General features: G+C 67.1%; 25 protein-coding genes. 18 read left to right on the top strand and 7 right to left on the bottom strand.

The features are described from left to right. Positions 1 to 231 precede the first annotated feature (231 nt). The 5 genes from BW981_RS02620 (at position 232) to BW981_RS02600 (ending at position 4,237) form a co-directional block, all read left to right on the top strand. Positions 232 to 675, top strand: a complete 444-nt coding sequence (locus tag BW981_RS02620) for a DUF2892 domain-containing protein (RefSeq protein ID WP_076436748.1) — start codon at positions 232 to 234, stop codon at positions 673 to 675. Positions 676 to 691: 16 nt separating this feature from the next. Continuing rightward, positions 692 to 1,198 carry a DUF2243 domain-containing protein gene (locus tag BW981_RS02615; protein ID WP_139333588.1) on the top strand — a complete coding sequence of 169 codons (507 nt, stop codon included), beginning with the start codon at positions 692 to 694 and terminating at the stop codon, positions 1,196 to 1,198. Between the two features lie 615 nt (positions 1,199 to 1,813). Further along, positions 1,814 to 2,836, top strand: coding sequence for a tRNA dihydrouridine(20/20a) synthase DusA (gene dusA, locus BW981_RS02610; protein ID WP_076436746.1), 1,023 nt, complete (start codon positions 1,814 to 1,816; stop codon positions 2,834 to 2,836). Positions 2,837 to 2,913: 77 nt separating this feature from the next. Next, positions 2,914 to 3,747 carry a sulfite exporter TauE/SafE family protein gene (locus BW981_RS02605; RefSeq protein ID WP_076435948.1) on the top strand — a complete coding sequence of 278 codons (834 nt, stop codon included), beginning with the start codon at positions 2,914 to 2,916 and terminating at the stop codon, positions 3,745 to 3,747. 16 nt (positions 3,748 to 3,763) lie between these two features. Then, positions 3,764 to 4,237, top strand: a complete 474-nt coding sequence (locus tag BW981_RS02600; RefSeq protein ID WP_076435946.1) for a GNAT family N-acetyltransferase — start codon at positions 3,764 to 3,766, stop codon at positions 4,235 to 4,237. Positions 4,238 to 4,278: 41 nt separating this feature from the next. Here BW981_RS02600 and BW981_RS02595 read toward each other — a convergent pair whose 3' ends face one another. Together BW981_RS02595 and cobS are read right to left on the bottom strand one after the other, a co-directional pair. Then, positions 4,279 to 4,485, bottom strand: coding sequence for a DUF1289 domain-containing protein (locus BW981_RS02595; RefSeq protein ID WP_244560193.1), 207 nt, complete (start codon positions 4,483 to 4,485; stop codon positions 4,279 to 4,281). Further along, positions 4,482 to 5,330 (bottom strand): adenosylcobinamide-GDP ribazoletransferase, encoded by an 849-nt coding sequence (gene cobS, locus BW981_RS02590; protein ID WP_076435943.1) that lies wholly within the window; start codon positions 5,328 to 5,330, stop codon positions 4,482 to 4,484. Before cobS ends, BW981_RS02595 begins: the two co-directional genes overlap by 4 nt. Positions 5,331 to 5,442: 112 nt before the next feature. Between cobS and cobT the strand changes: the two genes are divergently transcribed. Further along, positions 5,443 to 6,462 carry a nicotinate-nucleotide--dimethylbenzimidazole phosphoribosyltransferase gene (gene cobT, locus BW981_RS02585; RefSeq protein ID WP_076435941.1) on the top strand — a complete coding sequence of 340 codons (1,020 nt, stop codon included), beginning with the start codon at positions 5,443 to 5,445 and terminating at the stop codon, positions 6,460 to 6,462. A gap of 148 nt (positions 6,463 to 6,610) precedes the next feature. Here the strand turns inward: cobT and BW981_RS02580 are convergent, their stop codons facing one another. Both BW981_RS02580 and BW981_RS02575 read right to left on the bottom strand, forming a co-directional pair. Beyond that, complete coding sequence (locus tag BW981_RS02580; RefSeq protein WP_076435940.1) at positions 6,611 to 7,729, bottom strand: D-alanine--D-alanine ligase family protein; 1,119 nt, start codon at positions 7,727 to 7,729, stop codon at positions 6,611 to 6,613. Between the two features lie 78 nt (positions 7,730 to 7,807). Then, positions 7,808 to 9,328 carry a sensor histidine kinase gene (locus BW981_RS02575; protein WP_076435938.1) on the bottom strand — a complete coding sequence of 507 codons (1,521 nt, stop codon included), beginning with the start codon at positions 9,326 to 9,328 and terminating at the stop codon, positions 7,808 to 7,810. An 85-nt stretch (positions 9,329 to 9,413) separates the two neighbouring features. Between BW981_RS02575 and BW981_RS02570 the strand changes: the two genes are divergently transcribed. The 5 genes from BW981_RS02570 to BW981_RS02550 all read left to right on the top strand — a co-directional run bounded on the left by BW981_RS02570 (position 9,414) and on the right by BW981_RS02550 (position 12,275). Next, on the top strand, positions 9,414 to 9,995 hold the full coding sequence (locus BW981_RS02570) for a thermonuclease family protein (RefSeq protein WP_076435936.1): 582 nt from the start codon (positions 9,414 to 9,416) through the stop codon (positions 9,993 to 9,995). 114 nt (positions 9,996 to 10,109) lie between these two features. Further along, positions 10,110 to 10,721: a glutathione S-transferase family protein gene (locus tag BW981_RS02565; protein WP_076435935.1), complete on the top strand. Its 612-nt coding sequence runs from the start codon at positions 10,110 to 10,112 to the stop codon at positions 10,719 to 10,721. Continuing rightward, entirely contained in the window at positions 10,721 to 11,188 is a 468-nt protein-coding gene (locus BW981_RS02560) for a hypothetical protein (protein ID WP_076435933.1), read from the top strand. The genes BW981_RS02565 and BW981_RS02560 overlap by 1 nt, the downstream gene beginning before the upstream one ends. Beyond that, on the top strand, positions 11,182 to 11,652 hold the full coding sequence (locus tag BW981_RS02555) for a hypothetical protein (RefSeq protein WP_139333587.1): 471 nt from the start codon (positions 11,182 to 11,184) through the stop codon (positions 11,650 to 11,652). The genes BW981_RS02560 and BW981_RS02555 overlap by 7 nt, the downstream gene beginning before the upstream one ends. Then, positions 11,649 to 12,275, top strand: a complete 627-nt coding sequence (locus tag BW981_RS02550) for a uracil-DNA glycosylase family protein (RefSeq protein WP_076435930.1) — start codon at positions 11,649 to 11,651, stop codon at positions 12,273 to 12,275. Before BW981_RS02555 ends, BW981_RS02550 begins: the two co-directional genes overlap by 4 nt. Positions 12,276 to 12,278: 3 nt before the next feature. Here the strand turns inward: BW981_RS02550 and BW981_RS02545 are convergent, their stop codons facing one another. Next, the gene (locus BW981_RS02545) at positions 12,279 to 12,665 is read right to left on the bottom strand and encodes a porin (RefSeq protein ID WP_076435928.1); all 387 of its coding nucleotides are present in this window, start codon (positions 12,663 to 12,665) and stop codon (positions 12,279 to 12,281) included. A 229-nt stretch (positions 12,666 to 12,894) separates the two neighbouring features. Next, positions 12,895 to 13,983, bottom strand: coding sequence for a TRAP transporter substrate-binding protein (locus BW981_RS02540; RefSeq protein ID WP_076435927.1), 1,089 nt, complete (start codon positions 13,981 to 13,983; stop codon positions 12,895 to 12,897). Positions 13,984 to 14,209: 226 nt separating this feature from the next. On the opposite strand from BW981_RS02540, the gene BW981_RS02535 reads away from it, so the two are divergent. Genes BW981_RS02535 through BW981_RS02525 form a run of 3 tightly spaced genes read left to right on the top strand, consistent with a single transcriptional unit; the run spans position 14,210 to position 16,582 of the window. Further along, complete coding sequence (locus BW981_RS02535; protein ID WP_076435925.1) at positions 14,210 to 14,722, top strand: GNAT family N-acetyltransferase; 513 nt, start codon at positions 14,210 to 14,212, stop codon at positions 14,720 to 14,722. Between the two features lie 19 nt (positions 14,723 to 14,741). Beyond that, positions 14,742 to 15,794, top strand: a complete 1,053-nt coding sequence (gene speB, locus BW981_RS02530) for an agmatinase (protein ID WP_076435924.1) — start codon at positions 14,742 to 14,744, stop codon at positions 15,792 to 15,794. Next, positions 15,791 to 16,582 (top strand): hypothetical protein, encoded by a 792-nt coding sequence (locus BW981_RS02525; RefSeq protein WP_139333586.1) that lies wholly within the window; start codon positions 15,791 to 15,793, stop codon positions 16,580 to 16,582. The genes speB and BW981_RS02525 overlap by 4 nt, the downstream gene beginning before the upstream one ends. 3 nt (positions 16,583 to 16,585) lie before the next feature. Here the strand turns inward: BW981_RS02525 and BW981_RS02520 are convergent, their stop codons facing one another. Next, a complete protein-coding gene (locus BW981_RS02520) occupies positions 16,586 to 17,260 on the bottom strand; it encodes a polyamine aminopropyltransferase (RefSeq protein ID WP_076435921.1) in 675 nt (224 codons plus the stop codon). Positions 17,261 to 17,432: 172 nt separating this feature from the next. On the opposite strand from BW981_RS02520, the gene BW981_RS02515 reads away from it, so the two are divergent. The 4 genes from BW981_RS02515 (at position 17,433) to BW981_RS02500 (ending at position 21,091) form a co-directional block, all read left to right on the top strand. Continuing rightward, positions 17,433 to 18,677: an MFS transporter gene (locus BW981_RS02515; RefSeq protein WP_076435919.1), complete on the top strand. Its 1,245-nt coding sequence runs from the start codon at positions 17,433 to 17,435 to the stop codon at positions 18,675 to 18,677. Positions 18,678 to 18,800: 123 nt separating this feature from the next. Next, a complete protein-coding gene (locus BW981_RS02510; RefSeq protein ID WP_076435918.1) occupies positions 18,801 to 19,577 on the top strand; it encodes a transporter substrate-binding domain-containing protein in 777 nt (258 codons plus the stop codon). 72 nt (positions 19,578 to 19,649) lie between these two features. After that, positions 19,650 to 20,378 carry an ABC transporter permease gene (locus BW981_RS02505; protein WP_076435916.1) on the top strand — a complete coding sequence of 243 codons (729 nt, stop codon included), beginning with the start codon at positions 19,650 to 19,652 and terminating at the stop codon, positions 20,376 to 20,378. Then, positions 20,375 to 21,091, top strand: a complete 717-nt coding sequence (locus tag BW981_RS02500; protein WP_076435914.1) for an ABC transporter permease — start codon at positions 20,375 to 20,377, stop codon at positions 21,089 to 21,091. The genes BW981_RS02505 and BW981_RS02500 overlap by 4 nt, the downstream gene beginning before the upstream one ends. Position 21,092: the final 1 nt, after the last annotated feature.

The following is a 21,092-nucleotide window of genomic DNA, read 5'->3' as shown; positions in this document are numbered from 1 at the left end:
CGCCGCTACGCCAGCGCAGCCATGATCGCGGCATCCTGAGTCACGCTCGGCATCGTGGTATGAATGGCTTGCGTTAGGTCATCGGCGGGGAAGTGACCGACTGAAAAACGCTTTAAAGACGCAGCCTTGTTCGGATGTCGCCTTCGCGTGAGCGAGGCGCCAGGAGGCGGCTTATGCCGGCAAGGGAACCAACCGAGCGCTTTCCGCTTTCTGGAAATGGAGGGCCTCGCCATGGTGTCTACAGCCGCGCGTGTTTCTCGCCATACAGCGCCGGACGTCAGCCAGCGCTTACGGCAGGAGACCGAACAGCGCATCGCCTACTTCGCGGACCATCAGGACGAAATCGCCGCGCGACTCGATGAGCTGGACAATGAGTGGGATATCGAGCGCACCATTGAAGCCAATGCGTCCACTCTGGCGTTGACGGGCATGGTCCTCGGCACAACGCTTGATAGACGGTGGCTCCTTCTACCTGCCGTCGTGACCGCGTTCCTGTTTCAGCACGCCATGGAGGGCTGGTGTCCACCCGTCCCCATTCTGCGCCGCATGGGCTTCCGTACCGCCGATGAGATCAACCAGGAGCGGTACGCGTTGAAAGCCCTGCGCGGCGACTTCCAGCCCATACAAACCGCGCAAAACAGAATCGCCGCCGTGCTCAAGGCTGTCGATCTTTGAAAGGATGGGCTTCCCGATGGAAATCGACTCCAGAGCGCGAACATTTCCGACAGCGGCGGGGATCTTTTTCGGTCTCGGCCTCGGGGGGTTCTTCGATGGCATCCTTCTGCATCAGGTGCTTCAATGGCATCAGATGGTCAGTAGCTGGTACCCCTTGACCTCCATCGAGAACCTAAAGTTGAACAACTTCTGGGACGGAATTTTTCACAGCAGTACCTATATTTTTGTTTTAATTGGGCTGTTCATTCTTTGGAGGAATGCTCACAGGCGGCATCTGTATTGGTCGAACAAATTGTTTGTTGGAACGATGTTGATAGGCTTCGGCGCTTTCAATGTGATCGAGGGGTTGATCGACCATCACCTGCTTGTCGTGCATCGCGTCAACGAAACGGTCGCCCAAGAGAACCGTATCTATTGGGATATTGGCTTTCTGATTTGGGGCGCTGCCATGTTCGTCATTGGCTGGATGCTCTGGCGGTCTGGTAAGAAGGATATGTTTGCACGTCAACGTATGGCCGCCTGATCATGGTACAACTTTGGCGATATGCCAGGACGCCCCACGGAGCCGCGCTTATCTGGTGCATCTTCGGGCTGTTAGCGGTGCTGGCTACAAAGCCCGTCTGGAGCCGTCTGCTGTTCGGGTATGAACCAACGATCGACGATCTGCTGTCCCTGCGCTGCTTCGGGCTATGACGTGAGCAGGCGACAATCAAGCCGCGAGCTTGGAAAGTCCACATCGGCCGGAAGCGGACGCAGGGCTTGGACGAAGGCGGCGCGTTGTGTCTCGACGAGCCGCCAGCATCCAGACGCTGGCAAGGACACGACCGGAACGCCCAGGAACGACGCCGGAGCGACAGCTTTCCCCGGAGGCCAAGTTGTTGCGTTGGGCCGCTAAGGTACTCCGGCCCGGATTCTCACCCTTCGCCGGCGGCGCCAACTGCTCGATCCATTTTGCGGTGGCTGCGCCCCTCGCGCCTGACGGCGATTTGCGCCATAGAGGCGACCGTTCCGTCTTTTCGTGGCCGCTCGATGATCGAGCCCATTCACAACATCCTCGCCGGAGTTGTGACAATGGTTGTAACCGCCATTGCGGATGAGCCGGAACGGCAAGAAATGGCACATAATCAGGCAGGCGGACGTGACCGAAAAGCCCGATAACATCGGCGAAGACGAAGGTTTCAGCGCTCATCGCTTCTCCGTCGCTCCAATGATGGACTGGACGGATCGCCACTGCCGGATCATCCACCGGCTGATGTCGCGACATGCACGGCTCTATAGCGAGATGGTGACGGCGCAGGCGGTCATCCACGGCAACCGCGACCGCCTGATCGGCTTCGATGCGTTGGAGCACCCGCTCGCGCTTCAACTCGGCGGCAACGATCCCATGCTGCTGGCGCAGGCGGCCCGGATCGGTGCCGATTTCGGCTATGACGAGATCAACCTCAATTGCGGCTGCCCCTCCGACCGGGTGCAGGGCGGTGCCTTCGGCGCCTGCCTGATGCGCGAGCCCGCTCTGGTCGGTGACTGTGTCGCGGCGATGAAGGCGGCGGTGTCCATCCCCGTCACGGTGAAATGCCGCATCGGCGTGGACGATCAGGACCCCGAGGCGGCGCTCGACGCGCTGACGGCCTCGGTGCGCGCAGCCGGTGTCGATGCTTTGATCGTCCATGCCCGCAAGGCCTGGTTGCAGGGCCTCTCGCCGAAGGAGAACCGCGAGATCCCGCCGCTCGATTACGAGCGCGCTTATCGGCTGAAGGCCGCGAACCGGGAGCTGCCCGTCAGCCTCAACGGCGGCATCAAGGCGCCGGCCGAATGGGCTGCGCATCTGGCCCATCTCGACGGCGTCATGGTCGGCCGCGAGGCCTACCAGAACCCGGAGATCCTCCTGCAGGTCGATTCGCTGCTGTTCGGGCAGCCGACCCCGGTGGCGGATGCCTTCGCCATGCTCGAGGCGCTGGAGCCGCATATCGCCAGACATATCGAACGGGGCGGGCGCCTGCATGCCTTCACCCGCCATCTCGTCGGCCTCTTTCCCGGCCGGAAGGGCGCGCGTCAGTTCCGCCGCCATCTCGCCGAGCACTGCGTCAAGGCCGACGCGACGCTCGCCGACCTGCGGGCGGCCGCGGCCCATGTCTCGCGGCACGAGGCGCAGGCGGCCTGAGGACATCCGGCGGCCCGAATCCCTTGCCTCGCCTGCGGAAATAGCCGACACGGACAAGTCCCAACCGGAACGGTTTCATGCTCGCAGGCATCCCCCTCGGCGATCTCGCCTTTCTCGCCGTCTCCCTTGTGCTGGCCGGCGCGGTGACGGGACTGCTCGCCGGCGTCTTCGGCGTCGGCGGCGGGGCGGTGATCGTGCCCGTGCTGTTCGAGGTGTTCCGGGTCATCGGCGTGCCGGAAGAGGTGCGCATGCCGCTCTCCGTCGGCACCTCGCTGGCCGTCATCATCCCGACCTCGATCCGCTCCTTCAACGCCCATCGCGCCAAGGGGCTGGTCGATCTCTCGATTCTGAAGGTCTGGGCGGTCCCCGTGGTGCTCGGCGTCCTGGTCGGCAGCTACATTGCCCGCTATGCGCCCGCTGACCTGTTCAAGATCGTCTTCGTCGCCGTCGCGACGATCTCGGCGCTGCGCCTGCTCTTCGCCGCCGATCGCTGGAAATTCGGCGAGGAAATGCCTGGCAAGCCGCTGATGGTCGCCTATGGCGGCGTCATCGGCGTGCTCTCCGCGCTGATGGGCATCGGCGGCGGCCAGCTCTCCAGCCTGTTCATGACTTTCTACGGCCGGCCGATCCATCAGGCGGTGGCGACCTCGTCCGGCCTTGGCGTGCTGATCTCGATCCCCGGCGCGCTCGGCTTCATCTATGCCGGCTGGCCGAAGATGGACATTCTGCCGCCGCTCTCGCTCGGCTATGTCTCGCTGATCGGCATGATCCTGTTCATCCCGACCTCGGTCTGGACGGCGCCGATCGGCGCGCGCATGGCGCACCGCCTCTCCAAGCGGCGGCTGGAGGTGGCTTTCGGCCTGTTCCTGCTGGTGGTGGCGGGCCGCTTCATCTGGTCGCTTTTGCACTGAGCAGGCGCGGCGATCGATGAGCGAAACCGCGATCCGATTGCTCAATCCGGCCGACCACGGCGCGCTCGCCGCGCTCATGGCCGAGATGCAGAGCCACTACGCGGTCCCTTGCCCGCCGGTCGACGAGATTCTGGCAGGTCTTGTCCGGCGGCCTGCGGGGATCGACATCCTGGTGGCGGCGAGGGGGCGGGCAGTGCTCGGTTTCGCCTCGGCCTGCAATCTGTATCCCGGGCCGGGCCTGAAATCCGGCTTCTTCCTCAAGGAGATTTACGTCGCGGAGGCAGCTCGCGGCGCTGGGCTGGGCCGCGCCCTGATGACCGCGCTCGCCGAGCTGGCGCTGGAACGCGGCCACCGCCGCATCGACTGGACGGCGGATGCCGATGATGGGGCATTGCTGCGCTTCTATGACAGCCTCGGCGCGGCCGCACATCCGAAGAAGGTGTTCTATCGCCTGACCGGCGACGCGTTGGCCGATCTGGCAAAGGCCTAGCCATTCCGACGAGGATGGCGCTGGTTACCGGGATGCGCGGGTCAGCCCCGAGCATGACGTATTGCTGGTGACTCGGAAGATTTCCCGGCCAGCCGCTCCGGCAACGCCGCCATGATGGCCAGTCTCTGCGCCTCGCTGAGCCCCGCCCACTGCGCGATCTCGGTGAGCGTGCGTCCGCAGCCCTCGCAGAGCTGGCTCACCGGGTCGATGACGCAAACCCTGATGCAGGGCGTCGAAACGGTGCTCACCGCCCCGGCCATCCCAGCGAGAGCGCCAGCCCGAGATAGATCGCTGTCTCGGCGAGCTGCTGGGCCGCACCGACGATATCGCCGGTCTGGCCGCCGATCAGGCGGTGGGCCAGCCGGGCCAGCATCACGGTCGCGCCATGCGCCAGCGCGAGGCCGAGGGCCAGCCCGGCGAGCGGGAGATACGCCGCGAGCGCCAGGGCTAGCGCCAGGGCGAGGCTGAGCCCCAGCGCGATCCAGCCCGTCGCGACGCTGGGGCGTCCGACGGCCGCCGCAGTGCCGCCGCTGCGGGCCGGGCGCTCCTTCGCCAGCAGCAGCATGCCTTCGGACCGCGACCAGGGCGCCGCGATCAGCAGAGTGGCCGCCGCCGCCCAAGGGCCGGCACGGTCCATGATCATGGCGATCAGGCTGGCCCGCAGCAGCAGCGAAAGCCCGATCGCCATCGCGCCATAGGAGCCGACGCGGCTGTCCTTCATGATCTCCAGCCGGCGCTCCGGGGTCTGTCCGCCGAACAGCCCGTCGGCCGTGTCGGCCAGCCCATCCTCGTGAAACGCGCCGGTCGTCACGGCGAGCGCGGTGAGGGCCAGCGCTGCGGCGACGAGGCCGTCGAGTTTCGCCAGCCCGGCCAGCAGCAGGACGAAGGTGGCCGGGAGCGCGATGATCAGCGCCGCGAAGGGCAGGGCGCGCGGCACTTGGCGAAAATCCGGACGGGCATGGCGATCGTCTTCGCCCGGCAGTTGCGGCACGGGCAGCCGCGACCAGAAGCGCACGCAGATTGCGGTCGCGACCGTCCAGCCCGGCCAGGCCGGGGCGGTGTTCGGCTCGGCGCTGCTGTTGGCCTCAGCCATCGCGGCTTTGCGCTCCCCTCGATTGTCATCCCGAGCCCGAGCCTATAGCAGCAGCGGCTACCGCGCCGCCACGCTGTCGTTGGCCGCGCCGCTGTTCGCGATGGAACGAGACATGGCCGCTTCGGGACTGCCCTTCGACGATATCCGCGAGTTGATCGCCGCGATGCCCGGCCCCGACATGGCCGCCGCCAACGCGGTGCGGGCGCGTGATGCCAATCTCACCAAGCCGGCCGGCAGTCTCGGCCGCATGGAGGAGATCGCCGAGTGGCTGGCTGCCTGGCAGGGCAAGGCCCCTCCGCGCGTCGACCGGCCGCTGGTCTGCGTCTTCGCCGGCAATCATGGCGTGGTCGCGCAGGGCGTCTCGGCCTATCCGCAGAGCGTCACGCGCCAGATGCTGGAGAATTTCGCCGCCGGCGGGGCGGCGATCAACCAGATCTGCGCCGCCTATGATCTCGGCTTCAAGGTCTTCGATCTGGCACTCGACCTGCCGACGGGCGATTTCACGCAAGGCGATGCGCTCGACGAGCGCGCCTGCGTCGCCACCATGGCCTTCGGCATGGAGGCGCTGGCCGGCGGGGCCGATCTGCTCTGCCTCGGCGAGATGGGCATCGGCAACACCACCTCGGCGGCAGCCATCTATGCCGCGCTCTATGGCGGCGAAGCCGCGCAGTGGTGCGGTCGCGGCACCGGGCTCGACGACGAGGGGCTGAAGCGCAAGATCGCGGCGGTGGAAGCGGGGCTGGCACTGCATCGCGCCCACCTGAAGGACCCGCTCGAGGTTCTGCGGCGGCTGGGCGGTCGCGAGATCGCGGCGATCTGCGGGGCGATCATCGCCGCGCGCTCGCAGCGCATCCCGGTCATCCTCGACGGCTATGTGGTGACGGCCGCGGCGGCGATCCTGCATGCCATCGAGCCCTCGACCATCGACCACTGCATCGCCGGCCATCTCTCTACCGAAGGGGCCCACGCGCAGGTTCTCGCCCGGCTCGGCAAGGTGCCGCTGCTGGCGCTCGACATGCGATTGGGCGAAGGCTCCGGCGCGGCGCTCGCGGCCGGGCTGGTCAAGGCCGCGGCGGCGGTCCATTCCGGCATGGCGACCTTCGAGCAGGCGCAGGTGGCGCGGAAGGGTTAGCTGCCGCCGCATTCTCATCGTAACGCGCGGTCATCCGGGACGCAGCGAAGCGGAGATCCGGAAACCAGGCCTGAAAGGCTCCGGCATGGATCCCGGGTCAAGCCCGGGACGACCGCGCGTTTCAGCGCAAAGCCGACGGACTCCGGGGCTACCCCTGATAATCCGTCTTCAGCGCCCGCCTTTCGGCATGGCGCTCCAGCGCGAGCTCGATCAGCCTGGTGATCAGCGCCGGATAGGGCAGGCCGGACGCCTCCATCATCTTCGGGTACATGCTGATGGCGGTGAAGCCAGGTAGCGTGTTGATCTCGTTGAAGTAGAATTCGCCGCCCTGCCGGTCGAGGAAGAAGTCGACGCGGGCAAGGCCGCTGCATTCCAGAGCCGTGAAAGCCGTCTTCGCCAGTTCCTGCACGCGGCTCATCTGCTCTGCCGTGAGCTTTGCCGGCAGGTCGACGGTCGCGCCGTCCGCATCGAGATACTTCGCTTCGTACGAATAGAATTCGTGCTGCGGGCCTGCGTTCAGCTCGCTCGCCATGCTGGCGAAGGGCGGGTCGCCATCGAGCACCGCGACCTCGATTTCGCGAGCATCGACGCCCTGCTCGATCAGCACGCGGGTGTCGTAGGCGAAGGCGTCATCCAAGGCGGCGCCAAGATCCTCCCAGCGCTTCACCTTATGCACGCCCACGCTGGAGCCCATGTTGCACGGTTTGATGAAGGCCGGCAGCGCCAGCTTCGCCTGGGCGGCCGCGGCGACGGCGGCGGGGTCGCGCGCGTAGTCGCGCTTGGTTGCGACGGTATAGGGAGCGACCGGCAGCCCGGCCAGCGCGACGAGCCGCTTGGCCATGTCCTTGTGCATGCCGATGGCCGAGGCCATGACGCCCGAGCCGACATAGGCCGCGCCGGCAAGGTCGAGCAGCCCCTGCATGGCGCCGTCCTCGCAGAGCGGGCCGTGGATCACCGGGAAGACGACATCGATCGCATCCTGCGTCGCGGCTCCGCCCACCGGTGCGGCGAGCAGTGTGCCGTTGCCGGAGATGGCCAGCCTGATCTCGGGAGCCTCCGCAAAGATCGGCAGGCTCTCGGCGTTGCTCTCGGCCAGGCGCCGCGCATCCTGGCGCTGCCAGCGCCCCTGCTTGTCGATGCTGATCGGCACCGGCTCGAAGCGGCTGCGATCGAGATGGCGCAGCACCGATGCGGCGGATTTCAGCGAGACCTCATGCTCCCCGGACTTGCCGCCATAGAGCACCGCGACGCGGGTTTTCTCGGTCATCTCGAAAGGTCCAGTCGGCTCGGGCGGAAGAAGCGGAAGAGGGCGAGGAACAGGCTCATCGCGGCAGGAACGAGGCGGTCAGGCGACGCGCGCCCTGCGCGGCTCGGGCAGGGCGGCGAGCGTGTCCATGACGCGTTCGGCCGGAAGGGTGACGGTGACCTCCGTCCCGGCACGCGGCTTCGATTTCAGCAGGAAGCCGCCGGCATGCAGGTCGATCAGCCCCTTGACGATCGGCAGGCCCAGCCCCGAACCCTGCTCGGCGGTCTTGATGGCCAGCGAGCCGCGCCCGAAGCTCTGCATCACGATCGGGATTTCGTTCTCCGGAATGCCGGGGCCGGTGTCGGTGATGGTGACATATTGCCCCCCCGCCGCGGTCCAGCCGATCTTGATGCTGATCTCGCCGCCCGGGGGCGTGAACTTGATCGCGTTGGACAGGATGTTGAGCACCACCTGCCGCATGGCCCGCTCATCGGCCCAGACGCGAGGCAGGTCGGGCTCGGCATTCTGGCGGATCGTCTGGCCCTTCGCCTTGGCGCGCAGGGCGAGCATGTGCCTGCATTCCTCGACGACGCCCACCAGCGAGATTGCCTCCTCGTTGAGCTCGTACTTGCCGGCCTCGATGCGCGACAGGTCGAGAATCTCGTTGATGAGGTTGAGCAGATGCTGGCCCGAGCCATGGATGTCGGCCGAGTACTCCTTGTAGGCCGCATTCGCATGGGTGCCGAAGATCTCGTTCTTCATCACCTCCGAGAAGCCGAGAATGGCATTGAGCGGCGTGCGCAATTCATGGCTCATCGTCGCCAGGAAGCGCGACTTGGCGAGATTGGCCTCCTCGGCCTTGCGCCGCGCCTCGTCCGAATTGGCGTTGGCCGTCTCGAGCTCGGCAATCAGCGCGTCCTTCTCGGCACGGAACGCGATGGTCGCGACCGAGCTCGAATAGAGCCGGTTCGCCAGGAAGATGAAGAAGAGCTGGGCGGAAGCCGCCATCAGCGCCATCGTCACGCTGTCGATGTCGCGCCGGTCCCAGAAGAACACCATGATCCCGACGATGATCGGCGAAAGGCCGGCATAGACCGCGATCGGGATCGAGGCGGCCAGCATCACCGTCAGAGCGCTGACGATCAGGAGGGCCGTGGTCGCGAAGACCTTTGCGCCGGGTGCGTCGACATGGATGAAGAGGGCCAGCAGCGTGGCCCAGCACAGGCCCTGGAAACCTTCCGCGAGCGCGAACAGCCGCCGCCAGCGGGTGATCCGCACCGCGTCGGGGCTCTTGGCGAGATAGCGCCGCGAGAGCATCACGATCAGGGTGCCGCTCGCCAGCACCAGGCCGCTCCACGCGGAGACGAGATAAGCCGGCAGCCATAGGCAGGAAGCGGCGGCGATGCCGATGACGAGCACCAGCGTGCCCACCGAGCCCGAAATCCGGTACTGGGCGAAGCTGCGCAGCAATTCGTTGTCGAAGGCGCGTTCCAGCCCGGTCGACGAGGTCAGTCGCTCGCGCACCGTCTTGACCTCGCGGGTGAGCAGCTTGCGGCGCGCCGCAGCCACGGGGTCGGGCCCGCGTCCGCGTTGGACCTGTTCTGCCGTCACTTCCGCCATGATAGGGGATACGCATCCTCGATCGGCCGTGCGGAGCGCACGGCCGGCTCGCCATCATGGCCACTGAAACGTTAATCTCTTCCTGATGCCTCGTTCCGAACCCGGCCGGACCGGCCCCCGATTTTTCGGCCATGGCGCTTCCGGCCACGGCCCTTTCGGCTGGCGGCGGGTCGGTCGCTTCACCGACTTCGTCGTCGCGCTCGGCCTGCTCGGCCTCGTCGCTTTGGCTGGGGCCGTCCTGCAATACCGGTTGGGGCCGGCGCGCGGCCTGGCTGGGCCGGCGCAGGCCATCGACGGCGATTCGATCCGCCTGCTCGGCGAGGAGTTGCGGCTCGAGGGGCTGGACGCGCCCGAATTCCGCCAGACCTGCCGTGACGGGGCCGGACGCAGCATCGCCTGCGGTCGCGAGGCGCGCCGTGCCCTGCAGGCCCTGCTGATGCGCGGCGAGACCCGCTGCGAGATCGGCAAGTCGGACCGCTATGGCCGCGGCCTCGCCCGCTGCTGGCAGGGGGAGGAGGAGATCAACGCCGCGCTGGTGCGGGAGGGGCACGCCGTCGCCTATGGCGGCTATGGGGCCGAGGAGGCGCAGGCCAAGGCAGCCCGCCGGGGCATCTGGGCCCTAGATTTCGAGCGGCCGGAGGCCTGGCGCCGCAGCCATCCCCGCTGAGAGGGCAATCGTGCCATCCTGGCGTCAAGAAGCGTCGTGATAGCAAGAACCGCTCCGGGAGATTGACGGTTCCGCGCATGCCGTGGTCCGGTGCGCCGCGACAGGGAGACAGGCATGAAGCTCTATGATGGCGGTCGCGCGCCGAACCCGCGGCGGGTCCGCATCTTCTTCGCCGAGAAGGGCCTGGACCTCCCGGAACTCGTCCCCATCGACATCGGGAAGAAGGAGCACAAGAGCGAGGCCTTCACCAAGCTCAATCCCGCCCAGCGCCTGCCGGTCCTCCTGCTCGACGACGGCACGGCCCTGTCGGAGACCATGGCGATCTGCCGCTATGTCGAAAGCCTGAACCCCGAGCCCGCACTGTTCGGGCGCGGCGCCAAAGACCAGGCGCTGGTCGAGATGTGGAACCGGCGCATCGAGCTCGGCCTGTTCGCGGCCGTCGCCGCGGTCTTTCGCCACAGCCACCCCTCGATGGCCGAGCTGGAGGACCAGGTGCCCGAATGGGCGCAGGCCAACCGCGAGAGCCTCGACGACCATCTCTGGCTGCTCGAACTGCAGCTCGCCTCCAGCCCGTTCCTCTGCGGCGAAGCCTTTACCGTCGCCGATATCACCGCAGCGATTGCCGTCGATTTCATGCGGCCCTCGCGCATTCCGCTGCCGGAGGACTTCGCCAATATCCGCCGCTGGCATGGCGAGATCGCTGCCCGTCCGAGCTGGGCGGCCTGATGCGGACACTCGCCGCTGCCCTGTTCGCGCTCCTTGCCCTGCTCGCGCCGGCCGCCTCGGCCGACCGGCTGACCGGCGAGCAGATTCAGCGCGCCTTCGAGGGCAATACGGTGACGGGCCGGTACACCAATGGCGGCTTCTTCACCGAGTTCCACGCCCCGGACGGCCGCGCGCTCGGCAATAATGGATGGCAGGCCAACACGGATGCCTGCTGGATCACCAAGCCGGAGGGCATCTGCTATTATTACGGCCCGCCCGAGAACCGTACGGTGCATTGCTTCACGGTCGAGAGGAGCGGCGAGCTTTACGTCTTGCGCAACACCAGCAACGGGCTGGTCAATGCGCTGGCCCGGATCGAGGCGGGCAATCCCCGCAAGCACGGCGACAATGGCACGCCCTGGTATTGCGACGGCCTGATCTCCCGCGCGCCGTCGGCGCCGATGAGTCGCAGGCTCGCGCGGTGGTGAGACCGGCGGCAATGATCGCCGCCTGCGCCGTTGGGCTGATGGCTGCCGGGCAGGGCCGGGCCGCCGAGCGCCTCGGCGGCGAGCAGATCAGGCGTGCCTTCGAGGGCAACACCGTCACCGGCCTCTATACCGGCAGCAACCTGCCCTTCAGCGAGTATCACCACCCGGATGGGCGCGTCAGTGGCCACAACCGGGACATGCCCAACACCGACGCCTGCTGGATCACGACGGAAGACGCCGTCTGCTACTATTACGGCCCGCACGAGACGCGCCGCACCTATTGCTTCACCATCGAGACCAGCGGCTCGCTCACGGTCATCCGCAGCCGCCCGAGCGGGCGCATCAACGGCCTTGCCCGGATCGAGCCGGGCGACCCCCACGGCTATGCGGGCAAGGCCGAGTGGGTCTGCGACGGGTTGATCTCGCAGGTGCCGCCGATGACACGCAGGCTGGCGCGCCGATGAGCGAGGCCGAGGACATCGAGACCGTCCTGCACGCCCTGCGCGCCTGCAGGGTCTGCCGCGATGCCCCGGTCTATCTGCCGCCGATGCCGCATCAGCCGCGGCCAGTCATCCAGGCTGGCGCGACCGCAAGGCTGTGCATCGCAAGCCAGGCGCCTGGCACGCGGGTCCATGCCAGCGGGCGGCCGTTCACCGATGCCTCTGGCAACCGGCTGCGGCACTGGCTCGGCCTCGACAACGAGACCTTCTACGACCCGGCGCGCGTCGCGATCGTGCCGATGGGGCACTGCTTTCCGGGACAGGACGCCAAGGGCGGTGACCTGCCGCCGCGCCGCGAATGCGCGCCGATCTGGCGCGAGCGGGTCTTCGCCGCATTGCCTCATATCGAGCTGGTGCTCGCCATCGGGCGCTATGCCCAGAGCTGGCACCTCGGCCCGAAAGCGGCCGCCGATCTTTCGGCCACCGTCGCCGACTGGCGCACGATCCTGTCTCGCCCGGGCTTGCCGCGTGTCCTGCCGATGCCGCACCCCTCCTGGCGCAACAATGGCTGGCTCAGGCGCAATCCCTGGTTCGAGGCCGAGCTGGTACCGGTCCTGCGCCAGGAAGTGGGGCGGCTGGTCGCCTGAAGCTCAGTAGCGGAAGGGCGAAGACGAGTTCAGGTTGCGGTCGATGCCGCCGCGCACGCTGATCACCGAGCGCATCGGGCCGAGCGCCGTGTCTGTGCGGCTTTCCAGATAGACCATGCCGTCCGTGCGGTTGCCGTAGCCGCTATGCGAGCTCTTGCCGAACTCGGCACGGACCGCGCCGCCCATCCGCACGCAGGTGCTGGAGCCATCGATGCGGATATAGCCGGCGCCGTATTCGGGGCAGGGGCGCGCGCCCTTGGTCGGGGCGGGCGAAGGGCGGCTGTAGGATTCGCGCGGTTGCGCCTTGCCCGGCAGCGGCTCGCCGATCGTCTGCGCCACAACGGCGACCGGCGCGCAGGCTGTCAGGACAGATAAGACGAGGCGGCGCATGGCTGTTTTCCTGGTTCGCGGACCTCATGCCCGCTCCAAAAGGCGCAATCGTGGCCGGTGACCCAGGCCCGATCCTACCTTACCGGAGGACCGGGCGGAAGGCGGCCGCGCGCGTCGCAGCGGACATGGCTCTTGCGGGAGCCCTGCGCAGCAGCTGCGCCTCGCACACCCCCAACGAAAAGAGCCCGGCCGAAGCCGGGCTCAGAAGGTTTGGGGAAGCGTCGCCGGCTCAGCGGGCGCGGGTGCGGACCTGGAAGACGTCGAAGCTGAGCTCCGCGACCTGCCACCACAGATATTCGTCGGAACGGAAGGCTGCCATCGCCTCGATGGCCTTCTTGAAGTCCGGGTTTTTCGCCGAAATCTCGCCGTAGAGCTCGTTGGAGGCCTTGAGGCAGGCTTCCAGCACGTCCTGCGGGAAGGGACGAAGCTGCGTGCCGGCCGCCACGAGGCGCTTCAGGGCCGGCGGGTTCACCACGTCGTACTTCGCCGCCATCTGCGTGTTGGCATAGGTGCAAGCTGCGATGAGCGCCGCCTGATAGTTCTTTGGAAGCGCGTTCCACTTGTCCAGGTTGACGAAGGCGTGGACGGTCGGGCCGCCTTCCCAGAACCCGGGATAGTAGTAGTAGGGCGCGACCTTGGCGAAGCCGAGCTTTTCGTCGTCATAGGGCCCGACCCATTCGGCGCCGTCGATGGTGCCCTTTTCGAGTGCCGGGTAGATGTCGCCGCCGCCGAGCTGCTGCGGCACCACGCCGAGCTTCTGCAGCACCGAACCGGCGATGCCGCCGATGCGCATCTTGAGGCCCTGGAGATCGGCGACCGTCTTGATCTCCTTGCGGAACCAGCCGCCCATCTGCGCGCCGGTGTTGCCGCAGGGCAGGCCGTAGATGTTGAACTTCTTGTAGAATTCGTTGAACAGGTCGTTGCCGCCGTTCTGGAACAGCCAGGCGTTCTGCTGGCGGGCGTTGAGGCCGAACGGCACGGACGCCGCGACGGCGAAGGTCGGGTCCTTGCCGACATAGTAATACGAGACGGTGTGGCACATCTCGACGGTGTTGTTGGTGACCGCGTCGGCCGCCTGCAGGGCGGGCACGATCTCGCCGGCGGCGAAAACCTGGATTTGGAACTTCCCGTCGGTCAGGTCGGAGACCATCTTGGCCATGACCTCGGCGCCGCCATAGATCGTGTCCAGCGACTTCGGGAAGGAGGAGGCCAGCCGCCACTTCACCTCGGGGTTCGACTGCGCGACGGCGGGCATGGCGACGGCGGCGGTGGCCGCTGCGCCGGCTGCCGCGGTCTGAATAAATTGGCGACGCTTCATGGGGGACATCTCCTCGAAAAGGCTCCCGGTTTTCCGGGCTTGTCGGACGCGACGCCGGCACATGCCGAGCATGCGCCGGAGTTCTAGCCAATGGCTGCATGAATCGCGAGGGGATTCAACCGCGAGCGTTGAGACTTTCGGCTAGTACGGCGGGCGGATGCGAGCCGAGCGTTACCAATGTCTCGGCGGGTTGGCGAAGCGCGGCCGGCCTGCTTTAAGGGCTCGGATGATCGAGACCGAACGACTGCTGCTGCGCCGGCCCGAGCGGGCCGATCATGACGCGATCCATGCGATGCGTTCCGACGCGGACGTCGTGCGCTTCATCGGCGGCAAACCGCTGACGCGCGAGGAGGCATGGCATCGGCTGACCCGCAGCGCCGGCAACTGGGCCCTGCTCGGATACGGCATGTTTGTCGTCGTGGAGAAGGCGAGCGGCCTGTTCATGGGCGAGATCGGGCTGATGCAGGCTCACCGCGACCTCGGGCCGGATTTCGACCCCTATCCGGAGGCTGGCTGGGTTCTGGCGCGCGCCGCTCAGGGCAAGGGCTATGCGACCGAGGCAGGGCACGCGGCCCATGCCTGGTTCGACCGGCAGTTCGGCGCGCAGCGCAGCGTCTGTATCATCGACCCGGACAACGGCGCTTCGCTGGGCGTCGCCGCCAAGCTGGGCTACAGCCCCTTCGGGAGCACCGTCTACCATGAGAAGACGCTCACCAAGCTCGAGCGTCTGGCTGGCTGAACGCAGCAAAGGAAGAGCGATGGACCAGGACAAGCTCGCAAAGCTCAGGACGCGCTACGCCGATGCCAGCGGCGCCGACATCCATGACCCGCACTTCGCCAAGGTCGCGGCCGACCAGTTCAAGGGCGACAAGCGCAAATGGCCGTTCTCGGACGTCGCCACCTTCATGGGCGCCCCCTACCGCCCCGACGCGCTCGGCCAGCCCGGTCTCGGCGGGCTCGATGTCGCGATCATCGGCCTGCCCATGGATCTCGGCGTCACCAACCGAGCCGGCACGCGGCTGGGGCCGCGCGCCGTGCGTTCCATCGAGCGCATCGGTCCGATGGACCATGTGATCGGCACCGCGCCGCTCGGCATGCTCAAGGCCGCCGATATCGGCGACGTGCCCTTCCGCTCGCGCTACTCGCTCGAGAGCTGCCATCAGGACATCGAGGCGACTTTCCGGACCATCGTCGAGGCCGGCGTTTCGCCGCTCGCGGTCGGCGGCGATCATTCCATCACCTATCCGATCCTCAAGGCGGTCGGGGCCAAGCGCCCCGTTGGCATGGTGCATATCGATGCCCATTGCGACACCTCGGGGCCCTATGAAGGCTCGAAGTTTCACCATGGCGGCCCGTTCCGGCAGGCGGTGCTCGACGGCGTGCTGGACCCCGAGCGCGTCATCCAGATCGGCATCCGTGGCGGTGCCGAATACCTCTGGGAGTTCTCCTACGAGTCCGGGATGACCGTGATCCACGCCAACGAGGTCGACGCGCTCGGCATCGAGGCGGTGATCGCGAGGGCGCTCGCCGTGATCGGCGACGGGCCGACCTATGTCTCCTTCGACGTGGATTCGCTCGATCCCGCCTTCGCGCCCGGAACGGGCACGCCGGAAGTCGGCGGCCTGACCCCGCGCGAGGCGCTGGCGATCCTGCGCGGCCTCAAGGGCGCCAACATCGTCGCCGCCGACGTCGTCGAGGTTGCGCCGCAATACGATGCCACCAGCAACACGGCCCATTGCGCGGCCCAGGTTCTCTTCACCGAGCTCTGCCTGATCGCCGAGGCGCGCGCCGCAGGAAAAGGAAAGCCATGACCATGTCGACATCCGCCAAGGTGATCTCCACGCTGCGGATCGTGCTGCTCGGCGGCTCCTGCCTCTTCGGGGCAGCGGCCCATGCCGAGGTCCCGGTCAATGGCTCGACTTATGCCGATGCGGCGGTCGAGGCGGTCGAAAGCATGATGCGGGTCGAGCGCAAGACCGGCCTGCCGCGCCTGTCCGACAAGGTCGACGGCAAGGTGCTGGAAGACGCCTGGAACGAGCCGGCGATTCTGGGCGCGCCGCCCTATGGCGCCAATGACATCCAGGCCCTGCTGAACATCGTGCAGAAGCAGGCCCGCATTCTCCAGGCCTACACGCTCTATTCCCCCAATCCCGGCCGCACGCCGCCAGATCTCGCCCGCAACGCGGCCGCGTACCAGGACGAGATTTCGCGCTCGCAGGCCTTCCTGATCAGCGCGGTGGCCGCCTCGCTCGACGCCATCGCCGACTTCGTCGCCCAGATCCCGGCCGAGGCGAAGACCGATGCCCGCCTCCAGGGGGTGCGCCAGATGCGTCTCGGCCTGCAGGAGATCGTCAATGGGATGGCGCTGGGCCTGCGCAGCCCGTCGCTGAAGGAAGCCAACCAGGTCCTCCTCGCGCAGGCGCTGGCCGGAAATGCGCAGCGCCTCGTCGCCGGGCTCTCGCCGGCCGACCGCAATGCGCTGGCAGCGACGCTCAAGGCGGCGCAGCCCGCGCTGAAGCCGGCGGCGCAGAAGCCGATCGCCGATGTCATCGCCGCTGCGGCAAGCGCGCCTTGCGAGGGGCTCTGCGCCCTCAAATAGCGCTCAGCGCCGTGTCGCCAGCCAGATGACGTGCCGCGCGCCGCGTCCGGTCCGGCTGGCCCGCACGCTGTGCTCCTCGGTTGCGAAGCCGGCCGCCTTCAGCCGGCGGGTGAAGCCGTGGTCGGGACCTTGCGACCAGATGGCGAGCACCCCGCCTGGCCGCAGGGCCGCCTTCGCGATACCGAGCCCCGCTTCGCCGTAGAGCCGGTCGTTGGCGGCGATCGTCAGCCCCTCGGGACCGTTGTCGACGTCGAGCAGGATCGCGTCGTAGCGGTCTTCCGCCGCCGCGATCGCAGCAGCCACATCGACGATCGAAAGGGTCACGCGAGGGTCGTCGAGGCATCCGCCGAAGACAGGCGTCATCGGCCCACGCGCCCATTGCGCCACCTCCGGGATGAGCTCCGCCACCTCGACAGCGGCATCGGGGGGCAGAGCGGCGAGCGCGGCGCGCAGCGTGAAGCCCATGCCGAGCCCCCCGATCAGCAGGCTCGGGCGAGGGCGGCCGGCCAGCCGCTGGCAGGTCAGACCCGCCAGGGCCTCCTCCGAGCCGCTCAGCCGGCTGTTCATCAACTCGTTGCTGCCGAGCATGATCGAGAACTCGCCGCCGCGCTGCTTCAGCCGCAAGGTACCGCTGCCATCGGGGAGGATCGCGGTGTCGAGGGTCGTCCAGGGCAGCATGCGAAGTCCTTTCGCGGGCTTCTTAGGGCATGACGGCGTGCGGTGATACCGGGCATTCAGCCATGCGCAGTCGTCATGGCTTTGGCCGTCTCCGCCGCTTGCTCCAGCGCAACCGCCGTGACATTTGCTGCGGCGCAGCATCGAATGCTGCTTGGTCCCGAGGGCGTCATTCATGACCGTCGCAGCGCAACCCCGCAGCCTGGACGCTGTCGCGTCCACCGGCAAAGCTGCGTCGCCGGCTCTCGTGCTGTTCGCGCTCGCGATGGGCGGCTTCGCCATCGGCACCACCGAATTCGCGTCGATGAGCCTGCTCCCATATTTCTCGGTTGGGCTCGGCATCGACGAGCCGACGGCGGGCCACGTGATCAGCATCTATGCGCTCGGCGTTGTCGTCGGCGCTCCCTTGATCGCGGTGCTGGCGGCCCGAATCTCGCGCCGAACGCTGCTGATCGCGCTGATGAGCGTCTTCGCGCTCGGCAATGGCTTGAGCGCGCTCGCGCCGAGCTATCACTGGATGCTCGCCTTCCGCTTCCTCAGCGGTTTGCCGCATGGTGCCTATTTCGGCGTCGCGGCCTTGGTCGCCGCCTCTTTGTCGGCGCCGAACCGGCGTGCGCAATCGGTGGCGCGCGTGATGCTGGGCCTGACCGTTGCGACGATCCTTGGCGTTCCGGTCGCGAGCTGGACGGGCCAGGCGCTGGGATGGCGCAGCGGTTTCGCCATCGTGGCCGGTCTGGCGCTCGTAACCGTGCTGCTCATCGCGCTTCATGCGCCCCAGGACCGGGTGCAGCCGTCCGCCAGCCCGCTTCGCGAGCTTGGCGCTCTGAAGCGCCGTCAGGTCTGGCTGACGCTCGCCATCGGCGCCATCGGCTTCGGCGGGCTCTTCGCGGTCTACACTTATGTCGCCTCGACGCTGATGGCGGTGACGCAGGTCTCGCCTGCCTTCGTGCCGGTCGTGCTGGCCGTGTTCGGCGCCGGGTTGACGGTCGGCACGCTCGTCGCCGGCTGGGCCGCCGACCGGGCGCTGATGCCCTCGGCCGGGCTGATGCTGCTGTGGAGCGCCGTATGGCTCGCCGCTTTTCCCTTTGCCGCCGGCAACATCTGGACGGTGACGGTGGTCATCTTCATGATCGGTGCCGGCGGCGGCCTCGGTGCCATCCTGCAGACGCGGCTGATGGACGTGGCCGAGGACGCGCAGACGCTGGCCGCAGCGCTCAACCACAGCGCCTTCAACACCGCCAATGCCCTCGGGCCCTGGCTCGGAGGGTTGGCGATCGCGGCTGGCTATGGCTGGACGTCGACCGGCTGGGTCGGTGCCGCGCTTGCGCTCGCCGGCTTGGCGATCTGGGCGGTTGCGCTGGTCGACGAGCGCGCGCACGCCGCGCGCCGGGAACGGTCTGCCGGTTCTTTCAGCGGGTAAGGATCAGAAAAGCTGCAGCCCCGCCTCTTGCGGCTGGCGCGAAACTGCGCCCAATCTGTAGGCACCGGGCCGGCCGGGCCGTTTCAGAAGATCCCGGCCGCCCCGAACCTTGCGGGAGGCATCATGAAAAGTTTCGTTCGTTTCATCGCGGTGGCGGCGTTCACCGTCGCCGGCGCTGCCGGCGCGCTGGCCCAGGCACCGGACTGGAAGGAAATCCGGATCGGGACCGAGGGCGCCTATCCGCCCTTCAACAACCTGAACGCCAAGAAGGAGCTGGAAGGCTTCGAGATCGACTACGCCAACATGCTCTGCGAGAAGATGAAGGTGAAGTGCACCTGGGTCGTGCAGGACTGGGACGGCATCATCCCGGCTCTGCTCTCCAAGAAGTACGACATCATCATCGCCGGCATGAACGCCACCGACGAGCGCAAGAAGCGTGTCGATTTCACCGCCGTCTACACCAAGACTCCGATCTGGGCGATCGGGCCGAAGAATGCCTCGACCGACCTTTCGCCGGCCGCGCTGAAGGGCAAGTCGATCGGCGTGCAGGGCTCGACCGTGCATTCGAACTATGCCGAGAAGACCTACAAGGACTCGACGATCCGTCCCTATCCGACGCAGGAAGAGGCCAATCTCGATCTCTTGAACGGTCGGCTCGACTACATCATCGCCGACGCGCTTTCGCTCGAGGATTTCCTCAACGGCAAGGGCAAGGATTGCTGCGCCAAGGTCGCCGAGATCACGCGTGATGCCGCGATCCACGGGCCCGGCGTCGCCGGCGCCGTCCGCAAGGAGGACACCGCCCTGCGCGACAAGTTCAGCGCCGCGATCGCGGAATCGATCAAGGACGGCTCGCACAAGAAGATCGCGGACAAGTACTTCAAGATCCCGATCCTCTGATCGCGTCCGCCCGTCGGCCGGCACCCGCAAGAGTGCCGGCCGGCTTTCACCCTCGCGTGCCGGCGCTCCTTCATGTTCGATAAATTCGCGCTGCTCGGCTTCGGCCCAGGCGGTTGGGGTCTTGCCTTGTTGCAGGGCGCCGGCATCACGATCGCGATCGCCCTCGCGACCTTGCCCTTCGGTCTCGCGCTCGGTCTGGCCGTCGCGCTCTGCAAGCGTGCCGACAGCGCGCTCCTGCGCGGCTTCGCCACCGTCTACACCACCATCTTTCGCGGCGTTCCCGAGCTTTTGACGCTTTACATCATCTATTTCGGCCTGCCGATCCTCGTGCAGCAGCTCTTCGCGCTAGCAGGTTCGACTGCCTCCTTCGCCATCCCGCCTTTTCTCGCTGGCATGGTCGCGCTCGGGATGGTGCTGGCGGCGTTCTCCAGCGAGGTCTGGGTCGGGGCGCTCAACGCCATTCATAAGGGCCAGCGCGAGGCTGCCGCCGCGCTCGGCCTCTCGAACGCCCAGGCCTTCCGCCTCGTCGTGCTGCCGCAATTGTTCAGGGTGGCGCTGCCCGGGCTCGGCAACAATTGGATGGTGCTGCTGAAGGAGACGTCGCTGGTCTCCGTCATCACCCTGCCGGACATCATGTTCATCACCACCCGCGCCAATGTCGTGACCAAGGAGCCCTTCCTGTTCTTCGGCGCCGCGATGGCGATCTATCTCGTCTTCTCCCTGATCTCGGCCTGGGGCGTCGCGCGCCTCGAAACGCGCAGCAACCGCGGCTTCGCCGCTTTCGGGGGCACCACGCGATGAACTGGTGCGAATATCCCGGATACTGGATTGGCGCCGAGTCGCTGCAGAACTATGGCTGCCGGATGGCGAACGGCCTCGGGATCACGCTCCAGCTCGTCGCCTATTCGGTATCGGTCGGCTTCGTGCTGGCGCTCCTGCTGGCGGTGGGCAGGCTCTACGGGCCGAAATGGCTGCGGGTGGCCGTCTCCGGCTACACCACCTTCTTTCGCGGGACACCGCTGCTCTGCCAGCTTTTCCTGGTCTATTATGGCCTCGGCCAGTTCCGCCTGTTCTGGCAGGATGTCGGGCTGTGGTGGTTCTTCCGCGAGCCGTTCTCCTGCGCGCTGCTGACTTTCACGGTGAACACCGCGGCCTACCAGGCCGAGATCCTGCGCGGCGCCATCCAGTCCGTGCCGCGTGGGCAGTTCGAAGGCTCTCTGGCGCTCGGGCTGCATCGTTGGGCGACCTTGCGTCTGGTTGTGATGCCGCAGGCGATGATCCTGGCGCTGCGCCCGCTCGGAAACGAGCTGATCGTCATGATCAAGTCGAGCGCCGTCGCCTCGCTGGTCACGCTGTTCGACCTGATGGGCGCCACGCGTTTCGCCTTCGCGCGCTCCTTCGACCTGTCCCTCTACCTTTATGCCGCGCTGATCTATCTCGTGCTGGTCGAGATCGTTCGCCGCGTCTGGGAGCGCTTCGAACTGCGCCTGACGCGCCACATGGCGCTGCGCTGAA

It is taken from the genome of Allobosea sp. TND4EK4 (assembly GCF_900156025.1).
Lineage (GTDB): Bacteria > Pseudomonadota > Alphaproteobacteria > Rhizobiales > Beijerinckiaceae > Allobosea.
This window is presented reverse-complemented; position numbering and strand designations above follow the sequence as displayed.